This window comes from Streptomyces sp. NPDC005962 (assembly GCF_040629205.1).
Classification (GTDB): Bacteria; Actinomycetota; Actinomycetes; order Streptomycetales; family Streptomycetaceae; genus Streptomyces.
The window spans coordinates 1-12764 of the sequence record NZ_JBEXVE010000039.1; the positions used below are offsets into that span (position 1 = coordinate 1).

Sequence of the window (12764 nt, forward strand, 5' to 3'; positions counted from 1 at the left end):
TCACACCTCGTTTCGGCGCCGGTCGATTCGACCGGCGCCTCAAGCCTCTGTGGAGCGGACGACGAGGTTCGAACTCGCGACCTCAACCTTGGCAAGGTTGCGCTCTACCAACTGAGCTACGTCCGCATGCCTCCGACCGGCTTTCACCGATCGGCGCGCGCATCACTCTAGCGGAGCTCCCGAAGGCGAACGAAGAGTGATGAGAGCGGGTGACAGGGATCGCACACTGCGCCTCCCCCTTGGAAAGGGGGCGCTCTACTACTGAGCTACACCCGCATGGTGTGTTCCTCGGGGTTTTGGCCTTCTCGCCTCGCCCCTCGGCGTGCTCCAGACTCTAGCGGACCACCCGGGGTGTTGTGCAACTCGGCTGAACGCCGACTGAACGCGCGGTTCAGCGGGACTCGTTGAAGGCTTCGTAGACCTTCTTGGGGATGCGCCCGCGCGGCGGCACCTCCATGCCGTTCGACCGGGCCCAGGCGCGCACCGCGGCCGGGTCCGGGGCCACGGAGGTGCGGCGGTAGGTCTTGCCGGAGCGGGACCGCTTGCGGCCCGCCTCCACGAACGGGGCGAGGGTGTCGCGAAGTTTCGACGCATTGGCGGAGGTGAGGTCGATCTCGTACGACTTGCCGTCCAGACCGAACGTGACCGTCTCCTCGGCAGCCCCTCCGTCGATGTCGTCGGAGAGCGTGACTACTACGCGCTGTGCCACGGATATCGGTCCTTTCGGGCTGCATCGTTGCGTTGACGTGCAAAGATGTCAGCTGTCCAGTTGTTAGCGAACAATGCTTTTTCATTTGTACAGCGACCGGCATTGTATTGTGAAGCCCCGGTAATTCCGTCAGCGTGTCACACCACAATCCGGACGACGCGTTTTTGCTGGATCTTTCCCTGGTGGTTGTCGTAGATGATGCGTGAGCGTGACCTCGGAAAGTTATCTACCCGCGTAGATTTTGCCTCGGGGTAGGCTTGGGCCACCGCCTTACGCACCAGCACCACACCATCGGGAGTGCCAGTGGCACGCGTCGTAGTCGACGTCATGCTCAAGCCGGAGATCCTCGACCCCCAGGGCCAGGCGGTGCAGCGCGCACTGCCCCGCCTCGGTTTCGAGGGCATCGCCGACGTCCGTCAGGGCAAGCGCTTCGAACTCGAAGTGGAGGGCCCGGTCGACGACGCCGCCCTCGCCCGTATCCGCGAGATCGCCGAGACCTTCCTCGCCAACACCGTGATCGAGGACTTCGATGTGAAGGTCGAGGCCGCCGAGGCCGACGCCACCGCGAAGGCGGAGTCGTGACCGCACGCGTCGGAGTCGTCACTTTCCCCGGGACCCTCGACGACCGCGACACCCAGCGCGCGGTCCGCACCGCCGGTCTCGAACCCGTACCGCTGTGGCACCGCGACAAGGACCTGAGGCAGGTCGACGCGGTGATCCTGCCGGGCGGCTTCTCCTACGGCGACTATCTGCGCGCCGGAGCGATCTCCCGCTTCTCCCCGGTAATGGAGACCGTCATCGCCCAGGCGAAGGCGGGTATGCCGGTGCTTGGCATCTGCAATGGGTTCCAGGTTCTCACCGAGACCCATCTGCTGCCCGGTGCGATGCTGCGCAACAACCATCTGCACTTCATCTGCCGCGATCAGAAGTTGCGGGTGGAAAACGCGGAGACCGCCTGGACCCGCTCGTATGAGCAGGGTCAGGAGATCAACATCCCGCTGAAGAACATCGACGGACGCTATGTCGCCGACGAGCGCGTCCTCGATGAACTGGAGGCCGAGGGCCGCGTCGTCTTCCGCTATCAGGAGCTGAACCCCAACGGCTCCCTGCGCGACATCGCCGGGATCTCCAATGCGGAGGGCAATGTCGTCGGCCTCATGCCGCACCCCGAGCACGCCGTCGAGCCCCTGATCGGCACCGGTCGCACCGATGGGCTCGGCTTCTTCACCTCGATCCTCAAGAGGCTGGTCAGCGCATGACCCTGGACACCACCAAGCACGCCGCCCAGACCCCGGACACCGATCAGCCCTGGGCCGAGCTGGGGCTGAAGCAGGACGAGTACGAGCGCGTCCGCGCCATCCTGGAGCGCCGGCCCACCGGCGCCGAGCTGGCCATGTACTCCGTCATGTGGTCCGAGCACTGCTCGTACAAGTCGAGCAAGGTCCATCTGCGGCAGTTCGGCGAGAAGGCCCCCGAGAGCGACGCCCTGCTCGTCGGCATCGGCGAGAACGCGGGCGTCGTCGACGTCGGCCAGGGCTACGCGGTCACCTTCAAGGTCGAGTCGCACAACCACCCCTCGTACGTCGAGCCCTACCAGGGCGCGGCCACCGGTGTCGGCGGCATCGTCCGCGACATCCTCGCCATGGGCGCCCGCCCGGTCGCCGTCATGGACCCGCTGCGCTTCGGCGCCGCCGACCACCCCGACACCAAGCGGGTGCTGCCCGGTGTCGTCGCGGGCATCGGCGGCTACGGCAACTGCCTGGGCCTGCCCAACATCGGCGGCGAGGTCGTCTTCGACCCCTGCTACCAGGGGAACCCGCTGGTCAACGCCCTGTGCGTGGGCGTCATGAAGCATGAGGACATCCACCTGGCCAAGGCGTCCGGCACGGGCAACAAGGTCATCCTCTACGGCGCCCGCACCGGCGGCGACGGCATCGGCGGCGTCTCCGTGCTCGCCTCCGAGACGTTCGACGACAGCAAGCCCACCAAGCGCCCCGCCGTCCAGGTCGGCGACCCGTTCCAGGAGAAGCTGCTCATCGAGTGCACCCTGGAGATCTTCAGGGAAGAGCTGGTCGAGGGCATCCAGGACCTCGGTGGCGCCGGTCTGTCCTGCGCCACCAGCGAGCTGGCCAGCGCCGGTTCCGGCGGTATGCGCGTCGAGCTGGACACCGTGCCGCTGCGCGACTCCTCGCTCTCCCCCGAGGAGATCCTGATGAGCGAGTCGCAGGAGCGCATGTGCGCGATCGTGACGCCGGAGAAGGCCGACCGCTTCCTGGAGATCTGCGAGAAGTGGGACGTCATCGCCACCGTGATCGGTGAGGTCACCGACGGCGAGCGGCTGGAGATCTTCTGGCACGGCGAGCAGATCGTGGACGTGCCGCCGCGCACCGTCGCCCACGAGGGCCCGGTGTACGAGCGCCCGTACGCCCGCCCCGACTGGCAGGACACCCTCCAGGCCGACGACGCGGGCAAGCTGCCCCGCCCGGCCACCGGGGACGAGCTGCGCGCGCAGGTGCTGCGCCTGATCTCCTCCCCGAACCAGGCGTCCAAGTCCTGGGTCACCGACCAGTACGACCGCTTCGTGCAGGGCAACACGGTCCTCGCCCAGCCCGAGGACTCCGGCATGGTCCGGGTCGACGAGGAGACCGGGCTCGGCGTCGCCGTCGCCACCGACGGCAACGGCCGCTACGCCAAGCTCGACCCGTACGCGGGCGCGCAGCTCGCCCTCGCCGAGTCGTACCGCAACGTCGCCGCGTCCGGCGCCAAGCCGCTCGCGATCTCCAACTGCCTCAACTTCGGCTCGCCGGAGGACCCCGCGGTCATGTGGCAGTTCGCGGAGGCCACCCGCGGTCTGGCGGACGGCTGCCTGACCCTGGGCACCCCGGTCACCGGCGGCAACGTCTCCCTCTACAACCAGACCGGGGAGACCGCCATCCACCCGACGCCGGTCGTCGCCGTCCTCGGCGTGATCGACGACGTCGCGCGGCGCACGCCGATCGCGTTCGCCGAAGAGGGCCAGCTGCTCTACCTGCTCGGCGACACCGCCGAGGAGCTGGGCGGCTCGGCCTGGTCGCAGGTGATCCACGACCACCTCGGCGGGCTGCCGCCCAAGGTCGACCTGGAGCGCGAGCGGCTGCTCGCCGAGATCCTGATCTCCGGCTCCCGCGACGGCATGGTGGACGCGGCCCACGACCTGTCCGACGGCGGCCTGATCCAGGCCCTCGCCGAGTCGTGCCTGCGCGGCGGCAAGGGCGCCCGGATCGTCGTCCCCGACGGCGTGGACCCCTTCCTGCTGCTGTTCTCCGAGTCCGCCGGCCGGGCCGTGGTGTCCGTCCCGCGCAGCGAGGAGATCCGCTTCAACGACATGTGCGGGGCGCGCGGCCTCCCCGCGGCCCGGATCGGTGTCGTGGACGGCGAGACGATCGACGTCCAGGGCCAGTTCTCGATCCCCCTGGCGGAGCTGCGGGAGCCCTACGAGGCGACCATCCCGGCCCTGCTGGCCTGAGCACCCGCCCGCGTGGCCCCGTCCCGACGTGGGCGGGGCCACGCTCGGGGCTTCGTCAGCTCTTCGCCCAGAAGGCGTTGGCGGCGTCGATGTCCTCGACGCAGTAGTCGATGTCGCTGATCTTCCCGCCGACGATGGTGAAGAACAGCCCGGTCTTCATGTCCAGCGTGCGGTTGCCGCGTTCGGCGCGGCAGTGCTGGCCCGAGATCACATGCCCGCGCCCGTCGGGCAGCACCGTCTCGATGTCGACCCGCAGGGTGCCGCCGGTCTCCTCGTATTCGGTGCGGTACAGCTGCATGCACGCGTCCCGGCCCTTGTGGTGCCCGGAGAGCATGTGGTCACCGGGCACATGCTGGACGACGTCCGTCGTCAGCAGCGTGGCGAGGGTGTCCAGGTCGCCTTGCTGGAACGCGGTGGCGGCGCGGCGCACCACGGCGGCATCGGGGTGCTCGCCCATGATTCCTCACACCTTTCGTACCCATAGATACCTCTTTATTCCCTTTCTCCATCCTCCGTCGAGCCCGCCCGGCTGTCGATAGGCTCGCTGCCATGCCGCCCCGTGCCCGCGCCCGTCGTTACGACCCCGCCAAGACCCGCGCCGCCGCGACCGCGCAGCTGCGGCACGTCCAGGAGGCGGTGCGCGGGCTGGACGAGGAGCGGCTCGACGCGCCCGCCCGGACCGGCGGCCGGTCGGTCCGTGAGCTGATCGCGCGGTTGCCGACGGCGGTGAACGAAGGCGACGCCGCCGACGTCCTGGCCGCCCGCTGTGCCGAGCTGGTCGTCCACACCGACGATCTGGCGGCGGCCACGGGCCTGGCCGTGCCGTACGACCGTCAGGCGCTGGCCACCGCCGTCCGGCTGCTGGCCGACGGCCTCGCGGCGAAGGCGCCCGGCGGGTCGGTCGAGCTGCGCATCCCGCCGTTCGCCGTCGTGCAGTGCGTGGCGGGGCCCCGGCACACTCGCGGCACCCCGCCGAACGTCGTCGAGACGGACCCGCTGACCTGGGTCCGGCTGGCCACCGGCCGGATCGGCTGGGCGGCGGCGCTGGAGTCCGGGGAGGTGAGGGCGAGCGGCGAGCGCGCCGATCTCGCCGCTCATCTCCCCGTCCGCGCTTAGGCGGAGACATCGCAGGTCAGGGCGGGTCGGGCGGGGTGCCGGGCGGGCCGGGCGCGGCCCTCGGTAAATGTGACATACGCCCCCCATCGGGTCCCTCGTTCGGACGCACAGCGGAACTGGCCTAGACTCGATGCCGTGCCACGTGGTGACGGACGACTCAGCCACGACCTGCTCCCCGGCGAGAAGGGCCCCCAGGACGCTTGCGGCGTCTTCGGAGTCTGGGCGCCGGGCGAAGAGGTCGCCAAACTCACCTATTTCGGGCTGTACGCGCTGCAGCACCGCGGTCAGGAGTCCGCGGGAATCGCAGTGAGCAACGGCTCCCAGATCCTTGTCTTCAAGGACATGGGTCTGGTCTCACAAGTCTTCGACGAGACCTCCCTCGGCTCCCTGCGGGGCCACATCGCGGTCGGTCATGCCCGCTACTCCACCACCGGAGCCTCGGTGTGGGAGAACGCGCAGCCGACGTTCCGGGCGACCGCCCACGGCTCGATCGCGCTGGGCCACAACGGGAATCTGGTCAACACCGCCGAGCTGGCGGAGCTGGTCGAGGCCCTGCCCAGAGACAAGGGCCGGGCCACCCAGGTCGCGGCCACCAACGACACCGACCTGGTCACCGCCCTGCTCGCGGGGCAGGTCGACGAGGACGGCAAGGCGCTGACGGTCGAGCAGGCCGCTCCGATCGTGCTGCCGAAGGTCAAGGGCGCTTTCAGCCTCGTCTTCATGGACGAGCAGACGCTGTACGCCGCCCGGGACCCCCAGGGCATCCGCCCGCTGGTGCTCGGCCGCCTGGAGCGCGGCTGGGTGGTGGCGTCCGAGTCGGCGGCGCTCGACATCGTGGGCGCGTCCTTCATCCGGGAGATCGAGCCCGGCGAGATGGTCGCGATCGACGAGAACGGTCTGCGTTCCACGACCTTCGCCGACGCCCGGCCCAAGGGCTGCGTCTTCGAGTACGTGTACCTGGCGCGCCCCGACACCGACATCGCGGGCCGCAACGTCTACCTCTCGCGCGTCGAGATGGGCCGCAAGCTGGCCAAGGAGGCCCCGGCCGACGCCGACCTCGTCATAGCGACGCCGGAGTCCGGCACCCCGGCCGCCGTCGGGTACGCCGAGGCGAGCGGGATTCCGTACGGCTCCGGGCTGGTCAAGAACTCCTACGTCGGCCGGACCTTCATCCAGCCGTCGCAGACCATCCGGCAGCTCGGCATCCGGCTCAAGCTGAACCCCCTCAAGGAGGTCATCCGGGGCAAGCGGCTGGTGGTCGTGGACGACTCGATCGTCCGTGGCAACACCCAGCGCGCCCTGGTGCGGATGCTCCGTGAGGCCGGTGCGCTCGAAGTGCACATCCGGATCAGCAGCCCGCCCATCAAGTGGCCCTGCTTCTTCGGCATCGACTTCGCGACCCGCGCCGAGCTGATCGCCAACGGGCTGTCGACCGAGGAGATCGGCAAGTCGCTGGGCGCCGACTCCCTCTCGTACATCTCCACCGACGGCATGATCGAGGCGACCACGATCGCCAAGCCGAATCTGTGCCGCGCCTGCTTCGACGGCGAGTACCCGATGGACCTGCCGGACCCGGGGCTGCTGGGCAAGCATCTGCTGGAGTCCGAGACGCAGGGCCAGAGCAGTGCCGACGCCGACGGTGTGCGGACGCTGACCGCAGGTGTCGGCGGCGCCGACGCGCTCCGCCGCCCCTGAGGCCCCGGCCCTCGTACGCGCTTCCCGAAACGAAAGAACCCAAGGTCATGTCTGAGACCACTGGTGCCAGCTACGCCGCCGCGGGCGTCGACATCGAGGCGGGCGACCACGCCGTCGAGCTGATGAAGGAGTGGGTCAAGAAGGCCAGCCGGCCCGAGGTCGTGGGCGGCCTCGGCGGCTTCGCGGGCCTCTTCGACGCCTCCGCGCTCGCCCGCTACCGGCGCCCCCTGCTGGCGTCCGCGACCGACGGGGTGGGCACCAAGGTGGACATCGCGCGCCGCATGGGCGTGTACGACACGGTCGGTCACGACCTGGTCGGCATGGTCGTGGACGACCTCGTGGTGTGCGGCGCCGAGCCGCTGTTCATGACCGACTACATCTGCGTCGGCAAGGTCCACCCGGAGCGGGTCGCCGCCCTGGTCAAGGGCATCGCCGAGGGCTGCGCCCTGGCGGGCTGCGCGCTCGTCGGCGGCGAGACCGCCGAGCACCCGGGGCTGCTGGGCGCCGACGACTTCGACGTCGCCGGGGCCGGTACGGGCGTCGTCGAGGCGGACGCGGTGCTGGGTGCGGATCGCATCCGTACGGGGGACGCGGTGATCGCCATGGCCTCGTCCGGACTTCACTCGAACGGGTACTCGCTCGTCCGCCATGTGCTCTTCGACCGGGCCGGCTGGGCGCTGGACCGCGAGGTTCCGGAGCTGGGCCGGGCGCTGGGGGAGGAGCTGCTGGAGCCGACCCGGATCTACTCGCTGGACTGCCTGGCCCTCACCCGGACGACCGAGGTCCACGCCTTCTCGCACATCACCGGCGGCGGGCTCGCCAACAACCTGGCCCGGGTCATCCCGGAGGGCCTGCGCGCGGAGGTGGACCGCTCGACCTGGACCCCCGGCGCGATCTTCGACCTGGTGGGGCGGCTCGGCTCGGTGGAGCGGCTGGAGCTGGAGAAGACCCTCAACATGGGCGTCGGCATGATGGCCGTCGTGCCGGGCGAGTCGGTGGACGCCGCGCTCACGACCCTGGCGGACCGCGGGGTGGACGCCTGGGTCAGCGGCGAGATCACCGACCGCACGGCCGGTGACACGGAAGCGGTGACGCTGACCGGTGACTACGCGAGCTGAGCTTGCCGCGTTGGTTACGCGGACAGCACAGAAGCCGGTCCGAGGCGGGTGCCCCGGACCGGCAGAGGTGCGGCGATTGCCGAGCGCCTTGAATGGGCGTAAATCAACCCCGCGGATGCGGGGATGCACATTCAGGCGCGGCGACGTTGCGCGGACGGATCAGACCGGTCGTCGTCCTCGTCGTCATCGTCGTTGTACAGATTCGCGTACTGTGCGTACGGATCATCGTCCAGCTCATCGTCATCCTCGAACGGCTCGCCATTCGGCGGCTCATTCGATGTCGGCGATGCGCCCAGCTCCTCGGCCAGGCGTGAGAGGTCAGTCCCGCCGCTGTTGTACTTCAGCTGGCGGGCGACCTTCGTCTGCTTGGCCTTGGCCCGGCCGCGCCCCATGGCTCGACCCCCTCAACGACGGGGCTCGACGGCCCCAGAGTCTTGACACGCGTTCACGTTCATGAATCGGAGCGGACTCTCCAAAGAGAGACCGATCCGTAGGGCTTCAACGGTACCTGCTTCTGTGGCCATACGGTACGTCGCCCACACGACGTGCCACGAGGCAGAACCCGCGGGGCGCCCCGTCCCCGCTGGTCAGCTGCGATTTTAACCTGTCTCCGGGGCCGACCCGCCGACGGGTGGTGAGGGATCTCTCGCCGAGGGGCCTCCGAGGGGTCTCTCACCGGCCGCCGCGGGCCGTTCCGGAGGGCGTTCTCGGCCCCCCCCGTACGGCCTGTCGCGGCGGTCCGCCGGGTGTCGGTCGAGCAATGCCCGAGCGACGCCCAGGTGTCCCCCGGGCGTCGCTCAGGCAGTGCTCAGGCGGTACTCGGCCCCTGCTCGGACGGTCCTCAGGCGGCGCCGTGACCCTCCGCCATGCGGTGTTCGGCGAGCCGGTCGGCGGCGGCCGCGGGCGGAATGCCATCGGTCCGGGCCCGATCAAAAATGGCCAAAGTCGTGTCAAAGATCTTTGACGCCTTGGCCTTGGCCCGCTCGAAGTCGAACCCGTGCAGCTCATCCGCGACCTGGATCACACCGCCCGCGTTGACCACGTAGTCCGGCGCGTAGAGGACTCCGCGGTCGGCGAGGTCCTTCTCGACGCCCGGATGGGCGAGCTGGTTGTTGGCCGCGCCGCACACCACCTTCGCGGTCAGCGCGGGCACCGTGTCGTCGTCCAGCGCGCCGCCGAGGGCGCAGGGCGCGTACACGTCGAGATCGGCGCGGATCAGGGCGGCGGTGTCCCGGACCGACTCGATCCGGGGGTGGCGGGCCAGTACCCGGTCGACCGACGCGGCGCGCACATCGGTGACGACGACCTCGGCGCCGTCCTCCAGCAGATGCTCCACCAGGTGGTGGCCGACCTTCCCGACGCCCGCGATGCCGACCCGGCGGCCGCGCAGGGTCGGCTCGCCCCAGGCGGCCTGGGCGCTGGCCCGCATGCCCTGGAAGACGCCGTAGGCGGTCAGTACAGAGGAGTCGCCGGCGCCGCCGTTCTCGGGGGAGCGGCCGGTGGTCCAGGGGCACTCGCGGGCGACGACGTCCATGTCGGCGACGTAGGTGCCCACATCGCAGGCGGTGACGTAACGGCCGCCGAGGGAGGCCACGAAACGGCCGTAGGCGAGCAGCAGCGCTTCGGTCTTGATCTCCTCGGGATCGCCGAGGATCACGGCCTTGCCGCCTCCGTGGTCGAGCCCGGCCAGCGCGTTCTTGTAGGACATGCCGCGGGCGAGGTTGAGCGCGTCGAGGACCGCCGCTTCCTCGGGGTGCTCCTCGGCGCTGTAGGCGTGGAAGCGGGTGCCGCCGAGGGCGGGGCCCAGGGCGGTCGAGTGGAGGGCGATGACGGCCTTCAGCCCGCTCTCCCGGTCCTGGCACAGCAGGACCTGCTCATGGCCGCCGAGATCGCTGCGGAACAGCATCGACAGGGGTGAGAGAGGGCTCGGCACGCGACTCTCCGTCGGACCGTCGACGCTGACGGTGTGACGTACGTCGGTCACGGTGGTGACTCCCATAGGTCGGGTAAGGCGCCCTCCGTGCTGGTGGGGAGGGCCGGTGGGCACGAGCGTAAGCCCTGGGAAGGCGCGGGAGCGGCCATGTCCCCGACGAGTCCGCATGGTGGTCGTGGGACGATGCCGTGAGCAGGGGGTAGGCAACTCCTGGCGGTGGTATCGGCCTTGAGGGAGCGCGTGTGACCTTGGCGTCTTCGGTGATTGTCCCGTATGCGGCGTATCTCCGTGTCTATGAGCCATTGGCCGCTTTTCCTGAACGGGAGCGCACGCACTGGGCACGCTATGCCAAGCGCGACGACCTCCCCGGTGCGCAGGACGAGCTGCGGCGCTCGCTCGCCGACCTGCTGCCTGTGCCGCCGGTGGCGGTTCCGGTGCACGAGAGCGCGGACGCCTTTGTGGCGGTCGTGGACGGCGTGACATGCGTCTGTCCGTGGCGGACGCGGCTGCGTGGCTGGTTGGCCCTGGAAGAGCTGCCCGAGCGCCTTCCCGGCCCCCTCCTGGACGCCGCGCTGCCCCCCGTGGTGCGCCGGCAGGCCTCCGCGGACTACGAGCAGTGGCTGGAGCGCAACCCGGACGCCCGGCCGTGGATTCGCTCGGCGACCTGGCATGTCCCGGTCCGCTGGTTCGTGCTCTTCGCCGACGGGGAGCGCGAGTACACCAAGGGTGAGGAGGGTCTCATCCTGCGTTACCGCACCCCGATGGTCCAGGCCAGGCGGCGGGTCGCGCGCGGGCTTAAGGTGCTCAAGGAGGCTCTCGGCGAGGGGCCGCTCATCGACGGCCTGGTCGACGTGGGCCGGTGGCTGGAGGAATTTCATCCCCGGTCGCTGGTCGAGCTGGACTACGGCGGTCTGGTGCACGTGGTGCCCGCCGGACAGCTGGAGGACGACCGCTCGGCGGCGGATGTGGCGGAAGGGCTCGCGGCACTGAAGGACGGGGACGGGGAGCGCGCGGGCAGCGCGTACGAGCGGCTCACGGACCGGTGGAGCGAGATCCGGAACCGGCAGAACGCCAGCTGAGACGGATCGGGTCCGGGAAAACGGAGCCATCGGGCGGCGGGGTGCGTCAGAGAACCGGAGCGGGGGGACGTAGGTCCCGATCCGGGCCATTGCGTCAATGGTGATCTAAAGCACTGACTTCGGGTCTTGCGGCAATCCCCCATCCTCGTGTCAAAATAGGACAAGGAGTCCGGGAAGTTCTCCTTCCGCCCAAGTATGGGCGGATTCATCGGTATTGCCCTCCTTGGTGGATCTGATACCCCTGATCCTGTTGTGACTGATCGTCACGGTCGCGTGACTGTCCGCTATGACATGGTCCATCGGCTTCCGTCGAGGTTGGGCACCTGAGAGGGCAATTCCATCGGTTTGGCCGACGGGGCTGGACAGATGGTGTAGTTGTAGTGCCGAGGACAAGCCGTTCGTCCTATAACCGACTCGGCCCGCGTCCGCCATTTCGGGCAACGCGGGTCAAGGTGCAGAATTTAGAGGAAAGAACCGTGATGGTTCGGTTCTCCCGAGGAGGCCGCTCATGACCGCTCGCACCCCTGATGCCGAGCCGCTGCTGACCCCGGCTGAGGTTGCCACCATGTTCCGTGTGGACCCGAAGACGGTCACGCGCTGGGCCAAGGCAGGCAAGCTCACGTCCATCCGCACGCTTGGAGGGCACCGGCGCTACCGCGAAGCGGAGGTCCGTGCACTTCTCGCGGGCATCCCGCAGCAGCGCAGCGAGGCCTGAACAACCGCATAACCGGGCATATCCGGGCCCCCCAGCCCGGTTTTCGCCTGTATGGCTCCACCACGACGGGTGCCTGCCCCAACAGGCCATCACCGCTCGACATGGGTGCGTCGTCGATCGCGCTGGACTCCGCCGGGTCCAGCGCGATCTTTTTTATGCCCGCGTGGCGGGCGCTCCGCACCCGTCTGACGGGCCGTCCGCCGGGGTTCGGGACAGGGCCGGGGAGGGTCTTGACGGCCCGCGAGGGGTGCCCGGCCGGGGGTGTGGGTATGGCCTGGGAATGGCCCGGACAGAGGGTGCAATTGCACATATTAAATTGACCTGTTGTGAGGCGGGTGTAAGTTCCCCCACTCTCCCGGCGCTTCCGGTGACTCCCGTCACACAGTTCAACGCTTGTCGATTTCCGCTGAACTGCGGTAAAGGCTTACCGAGTTGATGGATCATCGGCGGGCACCGGCCCGGAAGCCTCCCCGGGCCCGGGGTCCCCGGGTGCCGCCTCGGCGGGCGCCGCGGCCTCCGCGGGCTCCATCGCCAGCCGCAGCAGCCGATGGCAGACCGGGCAGCGCCGGGTGAAGTGGCGGTAGACCGAGGCGGCCGCCAGATGGGCCCGCAGCAGAGCCCTGGTCTCATGTTTCGCGGTCGTCGTCATGTGCCGCACCTCCCGGCCAGCCCCACGCCACCTTCAGTTCTGGGTACCGCCGCGCGCGGGTCGCCGTCAAGACGACCGAAGGCCCGGATTCTGTGTGCGAATCCGGGCCTTCGAGTGTTGTGCGGTCCTGACGGGATTTGAACCCGCGGCCTCCACCTTGACAGGGTGGCGAGCACTCCAAACTGCTCCACAGGACCATCAGTGACGCTCCACAGCTTGTTCGCTGTGTGCCTCGCTGCTCTGCG

Annotated in this window: 13 protein-coding genes and 3 tRNA genes; 8 read left to right on the forward strand and 8 right to left on the reverse strand. The window is 69.4% G+C overall.

What is annotated here, in order from left to right; genetic code table 11:
* Positions 1 to 50 precede the first annotated feature (50 nt).
* The 3 genes from ABZ370_RS39050 to ABZ370_RS39060 all read right to left on the reverse strand — a co-directional run bounded on the left by ABZ370_RS39050 (position 51) and on the right by ABZ370_RS39060 (position 709).
* A tRNA-Gly gene (locus ABZ370_RS39050) sits at positions 51 to 126 on the reverse strand.
* Positions 127 to 204: 78 nt separating this feature from the next.
* Positions 205 to 276: transfer RNA gene (locus ABZ370_RS39055), tRNA-Gly, on the reverse strand.
* 115 nt (positions 277 to 391) lie between these two features.
* Positions 392 to 709: an Lsr2 family protein gene (locus tag ABZ370_RS39060; protein ID WP_358631625.1), complete on the reverse strand. Its 318-nt coding sequence runs from the start codon at positions 707 to 709 to the stop codon at positions 392 to 394.
* Positions 710 to 1012: 303 nt separating this feature from the next.
* Here ABZ370_RS39060 and purS point away from each other — a divergent pair, with 303 nt between their 5' ends.
* The 3 genes from purS to purL are packed head-to-tail and all read left to right on the forward strand — an operon-like array spanning position 1013 to position 4214.
* Complete coding sequence (purS, locus tag ABZ370_RS39065) at positions 1013 to 1291, forward strand: phosphoribosylformylglycinamidine synthase subunit PurS (protein WP_358631628.1); 279 nt, start codon at positions 1013 to 1015, stop codon at positions 1289 to 1291.
* Positions 1288 to 1968: a phosphoribosylformylglycinamidine synthase subunit PurQ gene (gene purQ / locus ABZ370_RS39070; protein WP_358631630.1), complete on the forward strand. Its 681-nt coding sequence runs from the start codon at positions 1288 to 1290 to the stop codon at positions 1966 to 1968. The genes purS and purQ overlap by 4 nt, the downstream gene beginning before the upstream one ends.
* Positions 1965 to 4214 carry a phosphoribosylformylglycinamidine synthase subunit PurL gene (gene purL, locus ABZ370_RS39075; RefSeq protein ID WP_358631633.1) on the forward strand — a complete coding sequence of 750 codons (2250 nt, stop codon included), beginning with the start codon at positions 1965 to 1967 and terminating at the stop codon, positions 4212 to 4214. Before purQ ends, purL begins: the two co-directional genes overlap by 4 nt.
* Positions 4215 to 4269: 55 nt before the next feature.
* Here the strand turns inward: purL and ABZ370_RS39080 are convergent, their stop codons facing one another.
* Entirely contained in the window at positions 4270 to 4671 is a 402-nt protein-coding gene (locus ABZ370_RS39080; protein ID WP_358631636.1) for a nuclear transport factor 2 family protein, read from the reverse strand.
* 92 nt (positions 4672 to 4763) lie between these two features.
* Between ABZ370_RS39080 and ABZ370_RS39085 the strand changes: the two genes are divergently transcribed.
* The 3 genes from ABZ370_RS39085 (at position 4764) to purM (ending at position 8143) form a co-directional block, all read left to right on the forward strand.
* On the forward strand, positions 4764 to 5330 hold the full coding sequence (locus tag ABZ370_RS39085) for a sterol carrier family protein (protein ID WP_358631639.1): 567 nt from the start codon (positions 4764 to 4766) through the stop codon (positions 5328 to 5330).
* Between the two features lie 135 nt (positions 5331 to 5465).
* The gene (gene purF / locus ABZ370_RS39090) at positions 5466 to 7025 is read left to right on the forward strand and encodes an amidophosphoribosyltransferase (RefSeq protein WP_358631642.1); all 1560 of its coding nucleotides are present in this window, start codon (positions 5466 to 5468) and stop codon (positions 7023 to 7025) included.
* A gap of 47 nt (positions 7026 to 7072) precedes the next feature.
* Positions 7073 to 8143, forward strand: coding sequence for a phosphoribosylformylglycinamidine cyclo-ligase (gene purM / locus ABZ370_RS39095; protein ID WP_358631645.1), 1071 nt, complete (start codon positions 7073 to 7075; stop codon positions 8141 to 8143).
* Positions 8144 to 8274: 131 nt separating this feature from the next.
* Here the strand turns inward: purM and ABZ370_RS39100 are convergent, their stop codons facing one another.
* The gene (locus tag ABZ370_RS39100) at positions 8275 to 8535 is read right to left on the reverse strand and encodes a DUF3073 domain-containing protein (RefSeq protein WP_358631648.1); all 261 of its coding nucleotides are present in this window, start codon (positions 8533 to 8535) and stop codon (positions 8275 to 8277) included.
* 449 nt (positions 8536 to 8984) lie between these two features.
* Positions 8985 to 10049, reverse strand: coding sequence for a Glu/Leu/Phe/Val dehydrogenase dimerization domain-containing protein (locus ABZ370_RS39105; protein WP_358631813.1), 1065 nt, complete (start codon positions 10047 to 10049; stop codon positions 8985 to 8987).
* A gap of 269 nt (positions 10050 to 10318) precedes the next feature.
* Here ABZ370_RS39105 and ABZ370_RS39110 point away from each other — a divergent pair, with 269 nt between their 5' ends.
* Both ABZ370_RS39110 and bldC read left to right on the forward strand, forming a co-directional pair.
* Positions 10319 to 11155 carry a hypothetical protein gene (locus ABZ370_RS39110; RefSeq protein WP_358631651.1) on the forward strand — a complete coding sequence of 279 codons (837 nt, stop codon included), beginning with the start codon at positions 10319 to 10321 and terminating at the stop codon, positions 11153 to 11155.
* A 508-nt stretch (positions 11156 to 11663) separates the two neighbouring features.
* On the forward strand, positions 11664 to 11870 hold the full coding sequence (gene bldC, locus ABZ370_RS39115; RefSeq protein ID WP_003949541.1) for a developmental transcriptional regulator BldC: 207 nt from the start codon (positions 11664 to 11666) through the stop codon (positions 11868 to 11870).
* Between the two features lie 424 nt (positions 11871 to 12294).
* Here bldC and ABZ370_RS39120 read toward each other — a convergent pair whose 3' ends face one another.
* Both ABZ370_RS39120 and ABZ370_RS39125 read right to left on the reverse strand, forming a co-directional pair.
* Positions 12295 to 12519 (reverse strand): DUF6274 family protein, encoded by a 225-nt coding sequence (locus tag ABZ370_RS39120; protein WP_358631654.1) that lies wholly within the window; start codon positions 12517 to 12519, stop codon positions 12295 to 12297.
* A 122-nt stretch (positions 12520 to 12641) separates the two neighbouring features.
* Positions 12642 to 12716: transfer RNA gene (locus ABZ370_RS39125), tRNA-Asp, on the reverse strand.
* Between the last annotated feature and the right edge of the window lie 48 nt (positions 12717 to 12764).

Coding starts and splice junctions, on each gene's coding strand:
- purL (WP_358631633.1), top strand. CDS start 1,965: ATGACCCTGGACACCACCAAGCACGCCGCCCAGACCCCGGACACCGAT.
- ABZ370_RS39080 (WP_358631636.1), bottom strand. CDS start 4,671: ATGGGCGAGCACCCCGATGCCGCCGTGGTGCGCCGCGCCGCCACCGCG.
- ABZ370_RS39085 (WP_358631639.1), top strand. CDS start 4,764: ATGCCGCCCCGTGCCCGCGCCCGTCGTTACGACCCCGCCAAGACCCGC.
- purM (WP_358631645.1), top strand. CDS start 7,073: ATGTCTGAGACCACTGGTGCCAGCTACGCCGCCGCGGGCGTCGACATC.
- ABZ370_RS39100 (WP_358631648.1), bottom strand. CDS start 8,535: ATGGGGCGCGGCCGGGCCAAGGCCAAGCAGACGAAGGTCGCCCGCCAG.
- ABZ370_RS39105 (WP_358631813.1), bottom strand. CDS start 10,049: ATGCTGTTCCGCAGCGATCTCGGCGGCCATGAGCAGGTCCTGCTGTGC.
- bldC (WP_003949541.1), top strand. CDS start 11,664: ATGACCGCTCGCACCCCTGATGCCGAGCCGCTGCTGACCCCGGCTGAG.
- ABZ370_RS39120 (WP_358631654.1), bottom strand. CDS start 12,519: ATGACGACGACCGCGAAACATGAGACCAGGGCTCTGCTGCGGGCCCAT.